16 protein-coding genes are annotated in these 18,527 nt (G+C 71.4%); 11 read left to right on the top strand and 5 right to left on the bottom strand.

Features of this window, described 5'->3' with window-relative positions; genetic code table 11:
• Positions 1 to 96 precede the first annotated feature (96 nt).
• Complete coding sequence (locus tag ACFZDJ_RS00235) at positions 97 to 1,116, bottom strand: DEDDh family exonuclease (RefSeq protein ID WP_390928545.1); 1,020 nt, start codon at positions 1,114 to 1,116, stop codon at positions 97 to 99.
• Between the two features lie 252 nt (positions 1,117 to 1,368).
• Here ACFZDJ_RS00235 and ACFZDJ_RS00230 point away from each other — a divergent pair, with 252 nt between their 5' ends.
• From ACFZDJ_RS00230 to ACFZDJ_RS00195, 8 genes are all read left to right on the top strand, one after another.
• The gene (locus ACFZDJ_RS00230) at positions 1,369 to 2,166 is read left to right on the top strand and encodes an acetoacetate decarboxylase family protein (RefSeq protein ID WP_168507861.1); all 798 of its coding nucleotides are present in this window, start codon (positions 1,369 to 1,371) and stop codon (positions 2,164 to 2,166) included.
• Positions 2,166 to 3,050, top strand: a complete 885-nt coding sequence (locus tag ACFZDJ_RS00225) for an SDR family NAD(P)-dependent oxidoreductase (protein ID WP_391054994.1) — start codon at positions 2,166 to 2,168, stop codon at positions 3,048 to 3,050. Before ACFZDJ_RS00230 ends, ACFZDJ_RS00225 begins: the two co-directional genes overlap by 1 nt.
• An 11-nt stretch (positions 3,051 to 3,061) precedes the next feature.
• Positions 3,062 to 4,345 (top strand): amidohydrolase family protein, encoded by a 1,284-nt coding sequence (locus ACFZDJ_RS00220; protein ID WP_391054991.1) that lies wholly within the window; start codon positions 3,062 to 3,064, stop codon positions 4,343 to 4,345.
• A complete protein-coding gene (locus tag ACFZDJ_RS00215; RefSeq protein WP_390928551.1) occupies positions 4,342 to 5,598 on the top strand; it encodes an amidohydrolase family protein in 1,257 nt (418 codons plus the stop codon). Before ACFZDJ_RS00220 ends, ACFZDJ_RS00215 begins: the two co-directional genes overlap by 4 nt.
• A 24-nt stretch (positions 5,599 to 5,622) precedes the next feature.
• Positions 5,623 to 6,333 carry a VIT family protein gene (locus ACFZDJ_RS00210; protein ID WP_384906134.1) on the top strand — a complete coding sequence of 237 codons (711 nt, stop codon included), beginning with the start codon at positions 5,623 to 5,625 and terminating at the stop codon, positions 6,331 to 6,333.
• A 147-nt stretch (positions 6,334 to 6,480) separates the two neighbouring features.
• Complete coding sequence (locus tag ACFZDJ_RS00205) at positions 6,481 to 7,353, top strand: sterol desaturase family protein (protein WP_390928554.1); 873 nt, start codon at positions 6,481 to 6,483, stop codon at positions 7,351 to 7,353.
• On the top strand, positions 7,350 to 8,045 hold the full coding sequence (locus tag ACFZDJ_RS00200) for a lysoplasmalogenase (RefSeq protein ID WP_168507855.1): 696 nt from the start codon (positions 7,350 to 7,352) through the stop codon (positions 8,043 to 8,045). The genes ACFZDJ_RS00205 and ACFZDJ_RS00200 overlap by 4 nt, the downstream gene beginning before the upstream one ends.
• 41 nt (positions 8,046 to 8,086) lie before the next feature.
• Positions 8,087 to 9,136, top strand: coding sequence for a zinc-binding dehydrogenase (locus tag ACFZDJ_RS00195; RefSeq protein ID WP_390928559.1), 1,050 nt, complete (start codon positions 8,087 to 8,089; stop codon positions 9,134 to 9,136).
• On the opposite strand, the gene ACFZDJ_RS00190 is transcribed toward ACFZDJ_RS00195, so the two are convergent.
• From ACFZDJ_RS00190 to ACFZDJ_RS00175, 4 genes are all read right to left on the bottom strand, one after another.
• Complete coding sequence (locus ACFZDJ_RS00190; protein ID WP_391054986.1) at positions 9,131 to 10,192, bottom strand: CopD family protein; 1,062 nt, start codon at positions 10,190 to 10,192, stop codon at positions 9,131 to 9,133. The two genes, ACFZDJ_RS00195 and ACFZDJ_RS00190, sit on opposite strands and share 6 nt — an antisense overlap.
• A gap of 144 nt (positions 10,193 to 10,336) precedes the next feature.
• A complete protein-coding gene (locus ACFZDJ_RS00185) occupies positions 10,337 to 11,719 on the bottom strand; it encodes a CoA transferase (RefSeq protein ID WP_391054984.1) in 1,383 nt (460 codons plus the stop codon).
• A gap of 79 nt (positions 11,720 to 11,798) precedes the next feature.
• Complete coding sequence (locus tag ACFZDJ_RS00180) at positions 11,799 to 13,340, bottom strand: S8 family serine peptidase (protein ID WP_391054981.1); 1,542 nt, start codon at positions 13,338 to 13,340, stop codon at positions 11,799 to 11,801.
• An 84-nt stretch (positions 13,341 to 13,424) separates the two neighbouring features.
• Positions 13,425 to 14,951: a S8 family serine peptidase gene (locus ACFZDJ_RS00175; protein ID WP_391054978.1), complete on the bottom strand. Its 1,527-nt coding sequence runs from the start codon at positions 14,949 to 14,951 to the stop codon at positions 13,425 to 13,427.
• A gap of 416 nt (positions 14,952 to 15,367) precedes the next feature.
• Between ACFZDJ_RS00175 and ACFZDJ_RS00170 the strand changes: the two genes are divergently transcribed.
• The 3 genes from ACFZDJ_RS00170 to moaA all read left to right on the top strand — a co-directional run bounded on the left by ACFZDJ_RS00170 (position 15,368) and on the right by moaA (position 18,480).
• The gene (locus ACFZDJ_RS00170) at positions 15,368 to 15,724 is read left to right on the top strand and encodes a DUF485 domain-containing protein (RefSeq protein WP_054232238.1); all 357 of its coding nucleotides are present in this window, start codon (positions 15,368 to 15,370) and stop codon (positions 15,722 to 15,724) included.
• Positions 15,721 to 17,346, top strand: a complete 1,626-nt coding sequence (locus ACFZDJ_RS00165) for a cation acetate symporter (protein ID WP_168507847.1) — start codon at positions 15,721 to 15,723, stop codon at positions 17,344 to 17,346. The genes ACFZDJ_RS00170 and ACFZDJ_RS00165 overlap by 4 nt, the downstream gene beginning before the upstream one ends.
• A gap of 144 nt (positions 17,347 to 17,490) precedes the next feature.
• Complete coding sequence (moaA, locus tag ACFZDJ_RS00160) at positions 17,491 to 18,480, top strand: GTP 3',8-cyclase MoaA (RefSeq protein WP_384906143.1); 990 nt, start codon at positions 17,491 to 17,493, stop codon at positions 18,478 to 18,480.
• Positions 18,481 to 18,527: the final 47 nt, after the last annotated feature.

The following is an 18,527-nucleotide window of genomic DNA, read 5'->3' as shown; positions in this document are numbered from 1 at the left end:
AGGTGCCGACGCGGCGCGGGCGAGCGGGCGCCGGGCGAGTCGCCCGGCAATCGTCCGTACGTCCGTCAGCCCCGGCCCCTCCGCGGCCCTCCGGGGTCACTTCTGCGAGGCCGGGGCCACGTCCCGCAGCAGCTGGCCGAACGCCGCCTCGTCGATCACCGGTGTCCCGAACTGTTTGGCCTTGACCACCTTGGACGTGCTGGAGTCGGGATCGTTGGTGACGAGCAGGCTGGTCAGCCGGGACAGGCTCGTCGCGACATGCAGGCCGGCCTCGACGGCGCGGTCCTCCAGCAGCTCGCGGTCGACGGACGTGTCCCCGGAGAACGCGACCCGCATACCCTGCTTGAGTGGTTTGTCCGCTTCGTAGCGACCCGGGTTGGGATAGGGGCATGCGGGACGTTTGCGTGAAGGTCGCCAACTCCCGGACGGGTAGCCACCGGACGAGTAACCACCAGAGGAGTAACCACCGGAACCGGACTGCCGTCCGATCCGCGGCGCCGCGGGGCTCTCGGACCACTCCTTGAGGGGCCGGCACTCCAGGAGCGGCAGCCGGATCCCGTCCCGCGCGGCGGCCCGCAGGCTCGGCCGGAACGCCTCGGCCAGCACGCGCGCGTCGTCCAGTGCGTGGTGCGCCCGCTGCTGTACGACGCCGAAGTGCGCGGCCAGCGACTCCAGCTTGTGGTTGGGCAGCGGCAGACCCAGCTCCTTGGAGAGCGCGATGGTGCACAGCCGCTGACGCACCGGCGCCTCACGCTCCGCGCGCGCGTACTCCCGCGCGATCATCGACCAGTCGAAGACCGCGTTGTGCGCCACGAGCACCCGGTCGGCGAGCCGGTCGGAGAACTCCTCGGCGATGTCCTGGAAGAGCGGGGCGCCTTCGAGCACCTCGGTCGTCAGACCGTGGATCCAGACCGGGCCCGGGTCCCGCTCCGGGTTGACCATCGTGTACCAGTGGTCCTCGACCTCGCCGCGCGCGTCCAGCCGGTAGACGGCGGCCGAGATTATCCGGTCGTCGCGGGCAAGGCCGGTGGTCTCCACGTCGACGACCGCGTACCCCTGCGGATACGCGGCCGGCCAGGGGGCTGGTGACGCTGCGGTCGTCAGGTCTTCGAGCATGGTCACTGAGGATACGGGCCCTGACTGACAGTCCGGCCCCCACCTTCCCGGAAACCGACGGACGGTCCGGCCCCCGGAGTTGACGCGGTCGGCGGGTGGCGGGGGTGCTTCGTGTGGCGCGGGTCACCGGTTGGTCCGGCCCGACGCACGCCCCCGGGCGCATGGCTGACGCATGGCTATGGACCTTTCGACGGTGTCCTGCAAGCGTGCTCCGCGCCCCAGCAGGTAGCGCCTACGAAGGGCGGTACGGACATGGCACGAGTGAGGTACGGCGCACGGACCGAGGCGGAGATCGCCGCCGCGCGCACCGCGAGCGCCAAACTCCCCGACATCTGGTCCACCGGTGTGGTGGCCGTCTGGGAGAGCGATCCGGACGCGGTCGCGGCGGTCCTGCCACCCCCGCTCAAACCCACCGGGCGGCCCCTGGTCCGGGTGAACATCAGCAAGGTCGACCTGCCGGGTTATCCGCTCGGCGCGGGTTCGTTCGCCGTCGCCGCGGCGCACGACGGCGTCGAGGGCTGGTACCCGCTGGTCATGCCGATGACCCACGAGCGGGCGCTCATCGGCGGCCGCGAGGTCTTCGGGGAGCCCAAGAAGCTCGGCGAGGTGACCGTGGAACGCGACGGCCTCGTCGTACGGGCCGCACTCGCCCGGCACGGCATCGCGTTCGTCGAGGTGCGCGGCGCGGTGAGCGGTGACCTGCCGCTGCCCGAGCCCGCCCAGAAGACCGACTTCTACTTCAAGTTCCTTCCCGCGGTGGACGGTTCGGGTTTCGACGTCCACCCCGTGCTCGTGCACTGCGTGCGCAACGAGAAGGTGCGCAGGCTGGAGCGCGTCACCGGGGACGTCGTACTGCGCGAGTCGATGTACGACCCGGTCGCCGACCTCCCCGTACGGGAACTGGTCGAGATCACCCTCGGCGAGAAGACCACCGACCAGACGGGCAGGGTGGTCGAACGCGTCAGCGCCCAGGCCCTGTTGCCGTACATCCATCAGCGCTACGACGATCCGCGGCAGATCCTCGACGGGCCGCCGGAAGGGAGCGCCTGATGGAGCTCCGGGCGGGACAGGTCGCCGTCGTCACCGGCGCGGCGAGCGGTATCGGGCTCGCGATGGCGCGCCGGTTCGCGGCGGACGTTCTGAAGGTGGTTCTCGCGGACGTCGAGGAGGGCGCCCTGGAGAAGGCCGCCTCCGGGCTGCGGGAGTACGGGGCCGAGGTGCACGCGCGCGTGGTGGACGTCTCGGAGCGCGAACAGCTCGACGCGCTCGCCGCCGAGACGTACGAGAAGTACGGCGCCGTGCATGTCCTGTGCAACAACGCCGGGGTCGGCTCCGGGGCCGAGGGCCGCATGTGGGAGCACGATCCGAACGACTGGAAGTGGGCCTTCGCCGTCAACGTCTGGGGTGTCTTCCACGGCGTCCAGGCCTTCGTGCCGCGGATGATCGCCGCGGGAGAGCCGGGCCACGTCGTCAACACCTCGTCCGGCGACGGCGGGATCGCCCCGCTGCCGACCGCCTCGGTGTACGCCGTCACCAAGGCGGCCGTCGTGACGATGACCGAGTCCCTGTACGCGCATCTCAAGGCGGAGCACGCGCGTGTGGGGGCGTCCGTGCTCTTCCCCGGGCCCCACATGCTCCGTACCGGCCTGTGGGAGTCGCACCGCAACCGGCCCGAGCGCTACGCGAAACAGCGCCCCAGGAAGACCCCGTACCGCAGCCTCGACCAGTGGGAGGCCGCGATGAAGGAGGCGGGGCAGGAGGTGCGGTTCACGCCGGTGGAGGAGGTCGCCGACCTGGTGGCGGACGGCATCAGGGAGGGCCGGTTCTGGCTGCTGCCCGCCAGCGAGCACAGCGACCGGCAGATCCGGGCGAGGTCGCAGTCGATGCTCGACCGGGCCGACCCGTCGTACCTAGAGCACTTCATCCTGGACTGAGGAGGCGGGCGATGACCGACCGGGACCCCTATCTGATCATCTCCTCCGACTGCCATGCCGGGCTCCCCACCGAGGAGTACCGGCCCTACCTGGACTCCCGTTTCCACCGGGACTTCGACGAGTTCCTCGCGGGCCAGGGCCGGCGCCGCGAGGAGATGACCCGGCTCGGCATCCGCAACGAGGCGTTCGCGGACCGCTGGTTCCAGGACAACGAGGAGGGTCTGCGCGGCGGCTGGGACACCGCGCAGCGCCTCAAGGAGCTGGACGGTGACGGCGTGGCCGGGGAGGTGGTCTTCCCGGACGCCGACGCCGTGGACAGCCGCACGGCGGCCCCCTTCGGCGTGGGCCTCGGTCTCTCCGGCGACCACGACCCGCAGCTCGGGATGGCGGGCGCGCAGGCCCACAACCGCTGGCTGGCGGAGTTCGTGGGGGAGAACCCCGAACGGCACTGCGGGGTCGCCCTGTTGCCGATCACGGCGTCCCCCGACGCGGTCGTCGCCGAGGTGTACCGCGCCAAGGAGTCGGGACTCGGCGCCTTGATGATCCCCGCCATGTGGGTCGACAAGGAGCCGTACCACGACCGCCGTTACGACCCCGTGTGGGCGGCCGCCGCCGAGTGCGGGATGCCGGTGGTCACGCACTCGGGCGCGGCGCCGCGCCACGAGTACGGCGACCACCTGGGGATCTACGTCTGCGAAGTCACCTGGTGGCCCGCCCGCCCCCTGTGGTTCCTGCTCTGGTCGGGCGTCTTCGAACGCCATCCGGGGCTGAAGTTCGGGGTGGCCGAGTCGGGTTGCTGGTGGCTGCCGAACCTCCTCTGGTTCATGGACCGCCTCTACCTGGGCGCGCACGGCGGCAAGAAGCTGTCGCCCTTCGCCGAGCTCAAGCGGCCCCCGCACGAGTACCTCGACCGGCAGCTCTTCATCTGCGCGACGAACACCAAGCGCCGCGAACTCGCCCAGCGCTACGAGATCGGCGTCGACAACATCCTGTGGGGCAGCGACTTCCCGCACCCCGAGGGAACCTGGCCCGACACACGCGCGTGGCTGCGGCGCACCTTCCACGACATCCCGGTCCCGGAGACCCGCCGCATGCTCGGCCTCGCGGCCGCCGAGGTCTTCGGTTTCGACGTCGAGCACCTGGCCCCGCTCGCCCGGCGCATCGGCCCGACGCCGGCCGACCTCGGCCAGAGCGACGACCAGGCGGCCGTGGCGGCGTCCTGGGCACGCTCGCGCGAGGTGGGCCGCCACTGGCTGACCGACCACGACTTCCCGGTCCTGGGGGCGATGCCGTGAGCGGCCCCACGAACGACTCCGTGACCGACCGCTACACCGTGATCTCGGCGGACTGCCACGCCGGAGCGGACCTCCTGGACTACCGGCCCTACTTGGCGAAGGAACACCACGAGGCGTTCGACGCGTGGGCGGCCACGTACGTCAATCCGTACGAGGACCTGCTCGCCGATACCGCCGACAAGAACTGGAACTCCGCTCGGCGCCTGGCGGAGCTGGAGGAGGACGGCATCGTCGCGGAGGTGGTGTTCCCCAACACCATCCCGCCCTTCTTCCCGTCGGCCGCCCTGATGGCGCCGGCCCCCACCGCCGAGGAGTTCGAACGGCGCTGGGCGGGCCTGCGCGCCCACAACCGCTGGCTCGCGGACTTCTGCGCGGCCGCGCCGGGCCGCCGCGCGGGTGTCTTCCAGATCCTCCTGAACGACGTGGCGGAGGCGGTGAAGGAGATCAGGTGGGCCTCCCGGGCGGGCCTCAGGGGCGGCCTGCTGCTCCCCGGCACCCCACCGGGCTCGGGACTGCCCGAGCTGTACGCGTCGACGTACGACCCGATCTGGGCGGTCTGCGAGGAGCTCGGCGTCCCCGTGAACCACCACGCGGGCTCGGCGTCCCCGCCACTGGGCGAGGAACCGGCGGCTCGCGCGGTCTTCATGGTCGAGACGACCTGGTTCTCCCACCGCGCGCTCTGGCACCTCATCTTCGGCGGCGCCTTCCGCCGCCACCCCGGCCTGAAACTGGTGCTGACCGAGCAGGGCTCGGGCTGGATCCCCGGGGTGCTCGACATGCTGGACTACTACCACGGGAGGCTGTCGGCGGCGGCGAAGAGGACGAAGCGGTCGACGGCGGAGTCGAAGTTCGGCGCGGGACTCGCCGAGTCGATGGGCAAGGGCCCCTCGGACGTCTGGCGGGACAACTGCTTCGTCGGCGCGAGCTTCATGCGCCCGCACGAGGTGCCGCTGCGGGCGCGGATCGGCGTCGACAAGATCATGTGGGGCAGCGACTACCCGCACGACGAGGGCACCTACCCCTACTCGCGGGAGGGCCTGCGCTGCGCGTACGCGGGCGTGCCGCGCGAGGAGGTCGCCGCGATGGTCGGCGGGAACGCCGCCCGGGTCTACGGCTTCGACCTCGACGCCCTGGATCCCCTCGCGGCGAAGGTGGGACCGACCGTGGCGGAACTGGCCGAACCGCTGACGCGGCCCCCGGCGGACGCGACGAGCCCGGTGTTCGCGCGGGGAGCGTCAGTACGGGTCTGGTGACGCGCCAGGTGGCATCCTCCCCGTGTGACGGTACCCACGCACGACGAGGCCCACGAAGGCACCCTCGGCTCCCGCCTGAACTGGCTGCGGGCCGCGGTGCTGGGCGCCAACGACGGCATCGTTTCCACCGCGGGCCTCGTCGTCGGCGTGGCCGGCGCCACGGACGACCGCTCCGCGCTGCTCACGGCGGGCCTGGCCGGGCTGCTGGCCGGGTCCATGTCGATGGCGGCGGGCGAGTACGTCTCGGTCTCCACCCAACTGGACTCCGAGAAGGCCGCCCTGGCGCTGGAGCGACGCGAACTGCGCGAACAGCCGGCCGCCGAACTCGAGGAGCTGACCGAACTCCTGGAGCAGCGCGGCCTGACCCGCGAGGTGGCCCGCGAGGCGGCGGAGCAGCTCACGGAACGCGACGCCCTCAAGGCGCACGCACGCGTGGAACTCGGCATCGACCCCGACGACCTCACCAACCCCTGGCACGCGGCCTGGGCGAGCTTCCTCTCCTTCACCGTGGGCGCCCTCCTTCCCCTGCTCGCCATCGTCCTGCCACCGGCGGCCTGGCGCCTGGGCGTCACCGTGCTCTCGGTACTGGCCGCCCTGGTCCTCACCGGCTGGCTGAGCGCCCGCCTGGGCTCGGCGAACCCCGGCCGCGCGGTACTGCGGAACGTGGGCGGGGGTGCGCTGGCGATGGGGGTCACGTATGCGGCGGGGGTGTTGTTGGGGGCGGCGGGGGTGTGACGAGCGCCGAGCGGACATCCGACGAGCATCGGTCCGGACCTGTCGGCGCCCTTGGCGGAGATCACCAATAAGCAAGCGCGTACCCCCGGTAATACTTGTGGGTAACAACGTCTAGCCGTGGCCGAGCTGCGGTTCTACGGTGCACCCATGCCGAACCTGCCCGATGTCGTGCTGTGGTCGATACCCGCCTTTGTGCTGCTCACCGTGATCGAGATGGTGAGCGTCCGGATCCATCCGGACGACGATGCCGCGGGGTACGAGGCGAAGGATGCCGCGACGAGCGTCGGCATGGGGCTCGGGAGTCTCGTCTTCGACTTTCTGTGGAAGATTCCGATCGTCGCGATCTATACGGCGATCTATGAAGTGACTCCGCTCCGGGTGCCCGTCCTGTGGTGGACCGTTCCGCTGATGCTGCTGGGGCAGGACTTCTTCTACTACTGGTCGCACCGCGGGCACCATGTCATCCGCGTCCTGTGGGCCTGCCACGTGGTCCACCACTCCAGCCGGAAGTTCAACCTCACCACCGCGCTGCGCCAGCCCTGGACGACCTGGACGGTCTGGCCCTTCTACGTGCCGCTGATCGCCCTCGGTGTGCACCCCGCCGCGCTGGCGTTCTGTTCGTCGGCGAACCTCGTCTACCAGTTCTGGATCCACACGGAGCGGATAGACAAGATGCCCCGTTGGTTCGAGTTCGTGTTCAACACGCCCTCCCACCACCGGGTCCACCACGCTTCCCAGGGCGGCTACCTGGACCGCAACTTCGGCGGGATCCTCATCGTCTGGGACCGGCTCTTCGGGTCCTTCGTCCCCGAGACCGAGCGCCCCGTCTACGGGCTCACCAAGAACATCGCCACGTACAACCCCCTGCGCGTCGCCACCCACGAGTACGCCGCCATCGCCAGGGACCTGAAGGCGGCGACCGGCTGGCGCGAGCGGGCGGGGCGGGTCTTTCGCGGGCCCGGCTGGCAGCCGACGCCGAAGTCCGCGGGGAGCAAGCCGGTCACGGAGCCCGTCGCGTGAGCCCACGGCACGCGCGCGTGCTGCTCGTCTCCTTCGGCGTGGCCGCCGCCGTGGACCTCGTTTCGCTGGCCGTCGGGTTCACCCCGGGGCACCTGGTCGCCAAGCCGCTTCTGATGCCCCTGCTCGCCGCCCACGCGGTCGTACGCGGCGGACCGAGGCTCCTGGTGGCCGCCCTGCTCTGCGGCTGGGGCGGCGACGTACTGCTGCTGTCCGACGCCGACCCGGCCTTCCTCGTGGGGATGGCCTCCTTCGCGGCCGGTCACGTCTGCTACCTCCTGCTCTTCAGAAGGCCGGATTCGCCGCATCGCCCTCCACACGTGCGTGGGCCGTCCGCCTGGCTCGTCGGCGCGTACGTCCTCGCCCTCGTCGTCACCGTCACCCTCCTGTGGCCCGATCTGCCCGCCGGCCTCCGTATCCCCGTCGCCGGCTACAGCCTGCTGCTGACCGCGATGGCGGCCACAAGCACCCGGCTCGGGCCCGTCGCGGGCGCGGGCGGGGCGCTCTTCCTGTTGTCCGACACCCTCATCGCCACCGGCGTCGCCGACTGGCCGCAGCTCCCGAGGCCGGACTTCTGGATCATGCTGACCTATGCCGCCGCCCAGTTCCTGCTGGTCAGCGGAGTGCAGGGCACCCTTGGCGCGCATACCGCGGCGAGGGCGGCGTACGGTGAGATGCGCTCAACCACCCCCTGAGCGCATCTCACCCAGCCGATCGGCCGAGAAGGATCCTCGTCATGCGCGCCACCACCATCCACGCCCCGTACGACATGCGCGTGGAGGACGTCCCCGAGCCCCTGGTGCAACTGCCCACCGACGCGGTCGTGCGGGTGCTGCGGTCCTGCATCTGCGGCAGCGACCTGTGGGCCTACCGGGGTGAGGCGGCGCGGCAGGCGGGGCAGCGGATCGGGCACGAGTTCCTCGGCATCGTCGAGGAGACCGGCTCCGAGGTGACCGGCGTCCGCCGCGGCGACCTGGTCGTCGCCCCCTTCATGTGGTCGGACGGCGTCTGCGACTACTGCCGCGAGGGCCTCACCACCTCCTGCGAGCACGGCGGCTTCTGGGGCGCGGTCGGCTACGACGGCGGTCAGGGCGAGGCCGTGCGCGTCCCCTTCGCCGACGGCACCCTCGTACAGCTGCCCAAGGAGGCGGCCTCCGACGACCACCTGCTGTCGGCCCTGCTGACGCTCTCCGACGTCATGGGCACCGGGCACCACGCGGCCCTCGGCGCGGGAGCCCGCAAGGGCGCCACCGTCGCGGTCGTCGGGGACGGCGCCGTCGGGCTGTGCGCCGTGCTGGCCGCCAAGCGGCTCGGCGCCGAGCGGATCATCGCGCTCGGACGCCACCAGGCACGTACGGACATCGCGCGCGCCTTCGGCGCCACGGACGTCGTCGCCGAACGCGGCGAGGCGGCCGTCGAGGCCGTCCGCGAGCTGACCCGCGGCCAGGGCGCGCACGCCGTCGTGGAGGCGGTCGGCACCGAGCAGTCCATGCGGACGGCCGTGAGCATCACCCGCGACGGCGGCGCCATCGGCTTCGTCGGCGTGCCGCACGGCAGTGGCACGGGCCTCGACCTGGGCGTGATGTTCGACCGGAACATCGCGCTGCGCGGCGGTGTGGCGCCGGTGCGGGCGTACATCCCGGAGCTGCTGCCCGACATCCTGGACGGCACCATCGACCCGTCGCCCGTCTTCGACATGACCATCGGTCTGGAAGGCGTGCCCGAGGGCTACAAGGCGATGGACGAGCGCACCGCCCTCAAGGTGCTCGTCACCAACGGCTCATGACCACCTGATCGGCAGCGGCAGCGCCGTCAGCAGCCCCGACACCGCCACGACCAGGCCCAGTGCCACCACCTCCGCGCGAGCGGGCACACAGGCACTGAGCCGGTCGGCGGCCCGGCGCAGCCGCAGCCGCGCGAGCAGCGCCAGCACGGCGACGGCGGCCACCAGCACCAGCTTGGCGAGCAGGGTGCGCCCGTACGACGTCGCCGTCAGCTGGTCCAGGACCGTGCCGGGCGGCATCCGGCGCAGCGCGCTCCACACGCCCGTCGCGGTGAGCGCCGCGAACAGGGCGGCGGCCACGCGCGCGTAGAGGCCCAGAAGCGCCGCGCCGGCCGCGTCCGCCGAAACCCGCGAAACCGCCGTCTCGGCAGCCTCCGCCTTCGAAGAGGCGCGCCAGGTGCGCAGCATCCGCAGCACATGCAGCAGGCCGCCCGTCCACAGGGCCGCGCAGGTCACGTGAACGAGCGTCAGACCGGAGCCGACGAGCGGGCCGTGCTCCGGCGCCGGGTGGGCGCGCAGTGCCTCCGCGAGGGCCACCGCGGCCAGCGGCCACGCCTGGGCGGCCGGTCGCCGTGAGAGGGCGCAGAGCCCGGCGGCCAGGAACGCGTTGACCTCCAGGAGCGCGAGCTTTCCGTCCCGGGTCTGGTAGAGCCCGCCGACGTCCATGTCGGAGAGGTGGTGCGGCAGCAGATTGCCGGTGGCCACCACCGAGGCGAGGCCCAGCGCGGCGACGAACCCGGCCGCCGCGGCGTAGGGCGCCCAGCTGCGGGGCGCGTACTCCAGTGGCGCGCCCGGCACCCGGCGGGCCAGCCGGGCCGCGAACAGTTCGCCCGCGGGGACGCACAGCGCCGCGAACAAGGCCGCGCGCAGCAGGGCGATGCCGCCGACGCCGGGGGCGGCCGCCTCGCCGGTGCCGTCCAGCGCGGGGCGCGGGCCCAGCAGCGGGATCAGGGCGGCCACGGCCACCAGGACGAGCAGGGCGGCGGCGCGTCCGGCGGCGGGGCGCCGCACCGGACCACTCGCGCCCGCTGTCTCGGCTGTCGGTCGTATCAAGGTCACCCCAGGATCTTCACCAGTCGGCACAGAACCGGGCAAGTGCAGGGAAACAAGCGGTGGTTAGGCATTCCGCCCATAGATACGTTTCCGGTCGGCCCCTCGCTCACGCCCGACGGGCGCGGTCGTCTCCCGAAGTATCCCGGGGGCTCAGGCCCACCGGGCCGGGTCCGTCCCCCAACGTCCCGGCGGCCGTGCCCAGTCGGCCGGTCCGCCGGCGAAGGAGACGGGCGACCGTGCGTACCGGAGCCTGCCCAGGTCGCTGTCGGTCTCGGCGAGCCAGGGGCCCGGTCCGTACGAGGCGTCGGCGGGCTCCTCGTCCCGGTGCGCCGGCCCGTCCACCAGCCACGCGGCCGTCCGTGCGAGCGCCAGCCGGACGAGCCGCGTCCCGCCCTGCCGGGTCTGCTCGGTGAGCGACCGGAGCACCGCGGCGGCCAGCAGATACCCCGTGCCGTGGTCGAGGGCCTGCGCGGGCAGCGCGCCCGGCCGCTCGGCGGACCCCTCGGTCTCCGCGATCCCGGTGGCGACCTGCACCAGGCTGTCGAAGCCCCGCCGCCCGGACCACGGCCCGTAGTCGCCCCACGCCGACAACTGCGCCACCACCAGACCGGGCCGCCGCTCGGCCAGTGCCCGCGGGGAGAGTCCGAACCGGTCCAGTGCGCCGGGCCGGTACCCGGTGACGACGACATCGGCCTCGGCGAGCAGCTCCTCGAAGGCCGTGTGATCCCCGCGCGCCGCCAGGTCGAGCGTGGCAGAACGCTTCCCGAAGTCCATGTCGGCGTGCTGGTCGTCGATTTCGGGCAGGCGCGGGCTGTCGATCCGCAGGACGTCCGCGCCGAGGAGGGCGAGCGTACGGGTGGCCACCGGGCCCGCGATGACCCGGGTGAGGTCCAGCACGCGTACGCCCGCGGCGGGCAGCAGCGGATCCCCGGCGAGCGGGGCGAGCGGTCGTACGGGTGCCGTGTCCAGTCGCTCACGGGCCACCAGCGGGTGTGCGGCGATCGCCCGCCCCTGCGGATGCGCCGCCCACTGGCCGGGCGTGCGCAGGGCGATCGCGAGCCCGCCGGCCGCGTACACCGTCTCCTCCACCTCGATGGCCGGTCGCTCGGCGAGCGCCTCGGCGAGTACCTCGGTGAGGGAGCCCCGGTCCTCCGCTACACCCAGCGCGCCCAGCAGCCGCTTTTGGTGGTGCGGATAGTTCGCGTGGGTGCGGACCCAGCCGTCCGCGGTCCGCCAGAACCGGGACAGCGGGGCGAAGTTGACCGGCTCACCCCGGTCGACGCGCAGGTGCCGCTCACTGTGGAAGGCGGTGGCGACAGCCCCGTCGTCGACCCGCACCTCGGGCACCTTCCCTCCGGTGCGGCCGGCGGTCAGCTCGGCCCCGGCGAGGGCGCAGACCGCGACACACGCCCGGGCCATCCCCCGCACCGGCAGCCGTGAGGGCAGCACGCCCTCCCGTGCGACGGCCGAGATCTGTGGGACGAGTGCGGGGTCGCCGCCCAGAGCCGCCCACGCGAAGTCCGTATGAGTCATGACGGCACTATGCCGGGTGTACTGAATCAACATGGCGAAAGGGGCCGGGGTGCGCGCCCGGCCCCTCCCGCTCACGGAGCTACTTCGTGACCGCCTTCAACGCGTCGACGGTGCCCCAGCCGTAGAACCCGTTGTGGTTCTTCGTGCCCTCGCACACCGCGTCGACCTTGCCGTCGCCGTCGATGTCGTACGGGTCGGTGCACGGTGTGGCGTCGGCCTCCGCGTACAGCAGCGCCTTCACCAGGGCGGCGGAGGCGTGCGGGTGGGTCGACTTGATGAGGGCGGCGACACCGGCGACGTGCGGGGAGGCCATCGACGTGCCGGCCATGTAACCCCACGTGCCGCCGGGCAGCGGGCCGAGGATCAGGCCGCTGGTGGCGGGCGGGGCCGGGGTCTGGTAGCGCGTCGAGTCGCCGCCGGGCGCGGCGACGTCGATGACGCCCAGGCCGTGGTTGGAGAAGGACGACTTGATGCCCTTGGCGCCCGTCGCGGCCACGGTGACCACACCCGGCAGCTGGGTGGGGATGTCGTAGCACTTGGAGGGGTCGATCACCCGGTCCGAGGGTGTGCCGTCGTTCGGGGAGACCGGGTCGGTGATCGAGTCGGCGGCCAGGTCGTAGTTCTCGTTGCCCGCCGCGGCGACGTTGACGGTGCCCTTGTGCTCCGCGTACTGCGAGGCGCGGGTGATCGCGTCGACCAGGGCCTTCTGGTCCGGGTCGTCCTTGCAGTTGAAGTACCAGGGGTCGGTGTAATAGCTGTTGTTGGTCACGTCGACGTGGTGCTCGGCGGCCCACACGAAACCGCAGACGACGGCCTCGGTGTAGAAGTAGCCGGCCGTCGTGGCCACCTTGATGCCGGCGACCTTCACGCCGGGCGCGACTCCGGTGATGCCGACGCCGTTCTTGGCGGCCGCGATCTCGCCCGCGACATGCGTGCCGTGCGGGCTCTCCGCGGCGGTCGGCCGCCAGGCCCCGTCGGTGGTGTCCGGCTTGCCCGTCACACAGTTGACCGAGGCGTCGCGGTCGAAGTTCGGCGCGATGTCGGGGTGCGTGTCGTCGACACCGGTGTCGATCACGGCGACCGTCACCTTGCTGCTGCCGAGGGTCTTCTCGTGCGCCTTGTCCGCCTTGATGGCGGGCAGGTCCCACTGGAGGGACTCCAGCGGGTCCTGCCCGGCGGCGGCCTCGGCGCTCGCGGCCTTCTCCTGCGCCGCGGTGAGCACCTGGGGCGCGCCCATGTCGGTGGTCGACTGCGCGGGCAGCGGGGCGTTGCGCGTGTTGCCGGCCGACTGCACGCCGCGTACGCCGCGGATCGTCTTGGCGAAGTCGGCGTTCGAGGAGTGCACGACGATCACGCCGATCTGGTCGTACGACGTCACGATCGTGCCGCCCGCCTCGGCGACGGCCTTCTTCACGGAGGCGGAAGTGCCGTGCCCGGGGCGAACGTTGACGACATAGCTGAGGGCGGTCGCGTCCGCCGTCGTCGTGGCGGTCCGCGTGGCGGAGCCGTCGGTGTCGGCCGCCGAGGCGCTGACGTTCGGCAGGAAGGCGAGGGCTGTCGCCGTGGCCATCCCGAGCGGGAGGGCTATGGCGCGACGGGAGCGCTTGTGAGGCGCGGTCATGGAGTCTCCAGTTCATTCGCGGTACGAGCGGTACGAGCCGTGCGGAAGCTCATGTGACGTTCGGCCGGACTTACTTGGCGGGACCTACTTGACCGCGCGCAGCGCGTTGACGATCCCGGCTCCGTAGAAGCCGTTCACGTGCTTGCCGCCCACGCAGGTGGCGTCCACGACGCCGTCGCCGTTTCCGTCGTAGGGGGCGGTCGGGCAACCCGGGTTGTCCGCCTCGGCCTTGAGGAGCGCCTGGAGCTGGGCCGGCGAGGCCCAGGGGTACGTGGACTTCAGCAGCGCGGCCACGCCCGCGACGTGCGGCGTCGCCATCGACGTGCCCTGCAGGAAGCCGTACTGGTTGTTCGGCATCGTCGACAGGATGCGGCCGTTCTTCGACGGCGTGTCCGGGATCTGGTACTTGTCGCCGCCCGGCGCGGCGACGTCGATGACGCCCTTGCCGTAACTGGAGAAGTACGACTTGGCACCGGTGACGCCGGTCGAGGCGACCGTGACGACGCCGGGCAGCTGGGTCGGTACGTCGAAGCACTTGTGCGGGTCGACCGTGCGGGTCACGGCGGTCGAGTCGTCGGGGCTGGAGGCGTCGACGAGGGCGTTCGAGTCGAGGTCGTCGTTGGAGTTGCCCGCCGCGGCGACGTTGAGGGTGCCCTTCTTCTGGGCGTACAGCTGGGCCCGGTTGACGGCGTCGACGATGGCCCTCTGGTCGGGGTCGTCGAGGCAGTTGTAGAGCCACGGGTCCACGTAGTAGCTGTTGTTGGTGATCTCCACGCCGTGGTCGGCGGCGAAGACGAAGGCGCAGACGACGCTCTCGGGGTAGAAGAGCTGGCTCGCGTCCGGCTCGGCCACGGTGATGCCCGAGACCTTCACACCGGGCGCGACGCCCGCGACCCCGATGCCGTTGCGGGCGGCGGCGATCTCCCCCGCGACATGGGTGCCGTGGTAGTGGCCGGCGTCCACGGGGCGCCACGCGCCGTACGTGGTGTCCGGCTTGCCGCCCACGCAGTTCGCGGACTGCGAGGGGGAGAAGTTCGGGGCGATGTCCGGGTGGGTGTCGTCGACGCCGACGTCGATCACGGCGACGGTCACGTTCTTGCTGCCCGGGTTGGTCTTCGCGGCCTTGTCGGCGCCGATCGCGCGCAGGTCCCACTGGTCGGCTTCCAGGGGCTCCTCGCCCGCGGCGGCGGTCCTGGAGACCTTGGCGGCCTCGGCAGCGGACAGCATCTGCGCCGCGCCCTCGTCCGTCGTCCCCGCGGCCGTCAGCGGCGCGGTCCGGGTCGCGCCCGCCGACTGCACCCCGCGCACGGCGCGGATCTGCTTGCCGAAGTCCGGGTTGGCGGAATGGACGACGATCACGCCGATCTTCTCGTAGGCGATGACGACGGTGCCGCCCGCCGCGGAGATCGCCTTCTCCACCGACTCGATGGTGCGGTGGTCCGTCCTGGTGTTGACCACGTACGCGAGGTTGGGGCCGTCCGCGCTCGGCGTGGCGGACGCGGTCAGCGGGGCCGCCGACGCGGCGCCCGGCAGGAAGCCGAGCGAGGCGGTGAGGGACAGGACGACCGGCACCGCGAGGGCGAGGCGACGTCTGGAACGCAGATGAGCCATGGGATCTCCACATCATCCGGAAACGAAAGCCGCCCGAACACAGGTGGTGCTCGGGCAGGTGCGTGAGGGTGCTGAGGCTGGTGCGGGTGGCGCTTCGACAGGTGCATGACGAGTACTGCAGGCCGAAGCTATCTCCCGTCCCAGCTGGCCAGCAATGACTTCCGGAGATGACTTCCGAAAGAAGTCGGGGGAGTTGAACCGGTCCACGCGTGGCGCCGTGACCTTGAGCAGGGAGCCCGAGGACGATCGAGCCCCCTGTTGGATCACGCACGGAAGCAATGCCGTCGCTCCCGGTTATGTGATCCAGGTCACTGTGAGGTCGCAACCGTATGTCCGCACCCCAGCCGTCCCCGTCCGCGAGCCCCGACTCGCCCCCGTCCACCGTCGTAACCGCACCCGCAACGCGAGGAGACTTCGTGGCTACCGACGCACCGCCCCCTTCGAAGGCCGATCCCCGGCTGCCCTCGACCGAGCAGTTCGTCGAGGTGCAGGAGAGCGCCGAGTTCGCCGAACTGCGCCGCTCGCACCGCTCCTTCGCCTTCCCGCTGACCGTCGCCTTCATCGCCTGGTACCTGCTGTACGTCCTGCTCTCGAACTACGCGGGCGACTTCATGGGCACCCAGGTGGTCGGCAACATCAACGTCGCCCTGGTCCTGGGGCTCGCCCAGTTCCTCACCACGTTCCTCATCGCCTGGTGGTACTCGCGGTACGCCGCCGCGAAGCTCGACCCCAAGGGCGAGGCGATCAAGTCCCGGCTGGAGGGCGACGCATGAGCCCCGTACAGACGACCGTGCTCGCCGCCGGTGAGGCCAGCCAGCACCGGCCGCTGATCATCACCCTCTTCGCGGTGTTCGTCGCCGCGACCCTCGTCATCACCGTCTGGGCGGGCCGCCAGACCAAGGACGCCGCCGACTTCTACGCGGGCGGCCGACAGTTCACCGCCTTCCAGAACGGCCTGGCCGTCTCCGGCGACTACATGTCCGCGGCCTCGTTCCTCGGCATCGCGGGCGCGATCGCCCTCTTCGGGTACGACGGTTTCCTCTACTCCATCGGCTTCCTGGTCGCCTGGCTGGTGGCCCTCCTCCTTGTCGCCGAACCGCTGCGCAACTCCGGCCGCTACACCATGGGCGACGTACTGGCGTACCGGATGCGTCAGCGCCCGGTCCGTACGGCCGCGGGCACCTCCACCATCGTCGTGTCGATCTTCTACCTGCTGGCGCAGATGGCGGGCGCGGGTGTCCTGGTCTCGCTGCTCCTCGGCATCACCAGCGACGGCGGCAAGATCGGCATCGTCGCCCTCGTCGGCGTCCTGATGATCGTGTACGTCACCATCGGCGGCATGAAGGGCACCACCTGGGTCCAGATGGTCAAGGCCGTCCTGCTGATCATCGGCGCCCTGCTGCTCACCTTCCTGGTGCTGCTGAAGTTCAACTTCAACATCTCCGACCTGCTCGGCAAGGCGGCCGACAACAGCGGCAAGGGCGCGCCCTTCCTGGAGCCCGGCCTCAAGTACGGCGCCACGTCCACCACCAAGCTGGACTTCATCTCCCTGGGCATGGCGCTGGTCCTGGGCACCGCGGGCCTGCCGCACATCCTCATCCGCTTCTACACCGTGCCCACGGCGAAGACCGCGCGGAAGTCGGTGAACTGGGCGATCGGCCTCATCGGCGCCTTCTACCTGATGACCCTCGCCCTCGGCTTCGGCGCCGCCGCGCTGATCAAACCCGACGAGATCATCGCCTCCAACAAGGCGGGCAACACCGCCGCGCCACTGCTGGCACTGCACCTGGGAGGCGTCGACTCCAACTGGGGCGCCATCCTGCTCGCCTCGATCTCCGCCGTCGCCTTCGCCACGATCCTCGCGGTCGTCGCCGGCCTGACCCTGGCCTCGTCCTCCTCCTTCGCGCACGACATCTACGCGAACGTCATCAAGAGGGGGCAGGCCACGGAGAAACAGGAGATGACCGCCGCCCGCTACGCGACGGTGGGCATCGGTGCCGTGTCCATCCTGCTGGGCGCCCTCGCCCGCGACCTGAACGTCGCGGGGCTGGTCGCGCTCGCCTTCGCGGTCGCCGCATCCGCCAACCTGCCGACGATCCTCTACAGCCTCTTCTGGAAGCGGTTCACCACCCAGGGCGCGCTGTGGTCGATCTACGGCGGTCTGATCACGGCGGTCGGCCTGGTGCTGTTCTCGCCGGTGGTCTCGGGCAAGCCCACCTCGATGTTCCCCGACGTCGACTTCCACTGGTTCCCGCTGGAGAACCCGGGCCTCATCTCGATCCCGGTCGGTTTCCTGCTGGGCTGGCTCGGCACGCTCCTGTCCAAGGAGGAGCCGGACGCCGGCAAGTACGCCGAGCTGGAGGTGCGGTCCCTGACGGGCACCGGAGCACACTGATCCGCCTCGCCGACGGCCGCGTCGTAGATCTCTACGACGCGGCCGCGCCGCGTCTTGTGGGATCCGGCCGGGGTTGATGTCAGTCACGTCACGTAGGCTCGATCGTGTCGAGTGAAGTGATCCGCAACGAGGGAGGGGGCCCACGTGCTCATCGACACCTATGGCCGAGTGGCCACCGACCTGCGCGTCTCACTGACGGACAGGTGCAATCTCCGGTGCACGTACTGCATGCCCGAAGAGGGCCTGCAGTGGCTGGCCAAGCCCGACCTGCTCACGGACGACGAGATCGTCCGTCTCATCGGGATAGCGGTCACCCGCCTCGGCATCACCGAGGTCCGCTTCACCGGCGGCGAACCCCTGCTGCGCCCCGGCATCGTGGGCATCGTGGAGCGGGTCGCCGCGCTCGAACCCCGCCCCCAGACGTCCCTGACGACCAATGGCATCGGCCTCAAGCGCACCGCCGCCGCCCTGAAGGCCGCGGGTCTGGACCGGGTGAACGTCTCGCTGGACACCCTGCGCCCCGACGTCTTCAAGGCCCTCACCCGCCGTGACCGACACCAGGACGTCATCGCGGGCCTCGAAGCCGCCCGCGACGCCGACCTGACCCCCGTCAAGGTCAACTGCGTCCTGATGCCGGGCCTCAATGACGACGAGGCCCCCGACCTCCTGGCCTGGGCGGTGGAGCACGACTACGAACTGCGCTTCATCGAGCAGATGCCCCTGGACGCCCAGCACGGCTGGAAGCGCGAGGGCATGGTCACCGCGGGCGACATCCTCGCCTCGCTGCGTACGCGCTTCGCGCTCACCGAGGAGGGCGTCGACGAGCGGGGTTCCGCCCCGGCCGAGCGCTGGCTCGTGGACGGCGGCCCGCACCGCGTCGGTGTGATCGCCTCGGTCACCCGCCCGTTCTGCGCGGCCTGCGACCGTACGCGGCTCACGGCCGACGGCCAGATACGCAACTGCCTGTTCGCCACCGAGGAGACCGACCTGCGCACCGCCCTCCGCTCGGACGCCCCCGACGAGGAGATCGCCCGCATCTGGCGCCTCGCGATGTGGGGCAAGAAGGCGGGCTCGGGCCTGGACGACCCGTCGTTCCTCCAGCCGGCCAGACCGATGTCCGCGATCGGAGGCTGAGAGCACCCTTCAGGGGTGCGGGGCGTGACCCATGCGGCTCCGCCGCA

It is taken from the genome of Streptomyces sp. NPDC007896, from assembly GCF_042959425.1.
Classification (GTDB): domain Bacteria; phylum Actinomycetota; class Actinomycetes; order Streptomycetales; family Streptomycetaceae; genus Streptomyces.
The sequence above is the reverse complement of the archived record's forward strand: the minus strand, read 5'-3'. Positions and strand labels throughout refer to the sequence as shown.

Excerpts from the sequence above, each read along its gene's own strand:
- ACFZDJ_RS00235 (WP_390928545.1), bottom strand. The coding sequence starts at position 1,116 with ATGCTCGAAGACCTGACGACCGCAGCGTCACCAGCCCCCTGGCCGGCC.
- ACFZDJ_RS00230 (WP_168507861.1), top strand. The coding sequence starts at position 1,369 with ATGGCACGAGTGAGGTACGGCGCACGGACCGAGGCGGAGATCGCCGCC.
- ACFZDJ_RS00225 (WP_391054994.1), top strand. The coding sequence starts at position 2,166 with ATGGAGCTCCGGGCGGGACAGGTCGCCGTCGTCACCGGCGCGGCGAGC.
- ACFZDJ_RS00220 (WP_391054991.1), top strand. The coding sequence starts at position 3,062 with ATGACCGACCGGGACCCCTATCTGATCATCTCCTCCGACTGCCATGCC.
- ACFZDJ_RS00205 (WP_390928554.1), top strand. The coding sequence starts at position 6,481 with ATGCCGAACCTGCCCGATGTCGTGCTGTGGTCGATACCCGCCTTTGTG.
- ACFZDJ_RS00195 (WP_390928559.1), top strand. The coding sequence starts at position 8,087 with ATGCGCGCCACCACCATCCACGCCCCGTACGACATGCGCGTGGAGGAC.
- ACFZDJ_RS00185 (WP_391054984.1), bottom strand. The coding sequence starts at position 11,719 with ATGACTCATACGGACTTCGCGTGGGCGGCTCTGGGCGGCGACCCCGCA.
- ACFZDJ_RS00180 (WP_391054981.1), bottom strand. The coding sequence starts at position 13,340 with ATGACCGCGCCTCACAAGCGCTCCCGTCGCGCCATAGCCCTCCCGCTC.
- ACFZDJ_RS00175 (WP_391054978.1), bottom strand. The coding sequence starts at position 14,951 with ATGGCTCATCTGCGTTCCAGACGTCGCCTCGCCCTCGCGGTGCCGGTC.
- ACFZDJ_RS00165 (WP_168507847.1), top strand. The coding sequence starts at position 15,721 with ATGAGCCCCGTACAGACGACCGTGCTCGCCGCCGGTGAGGCCAGCCAG.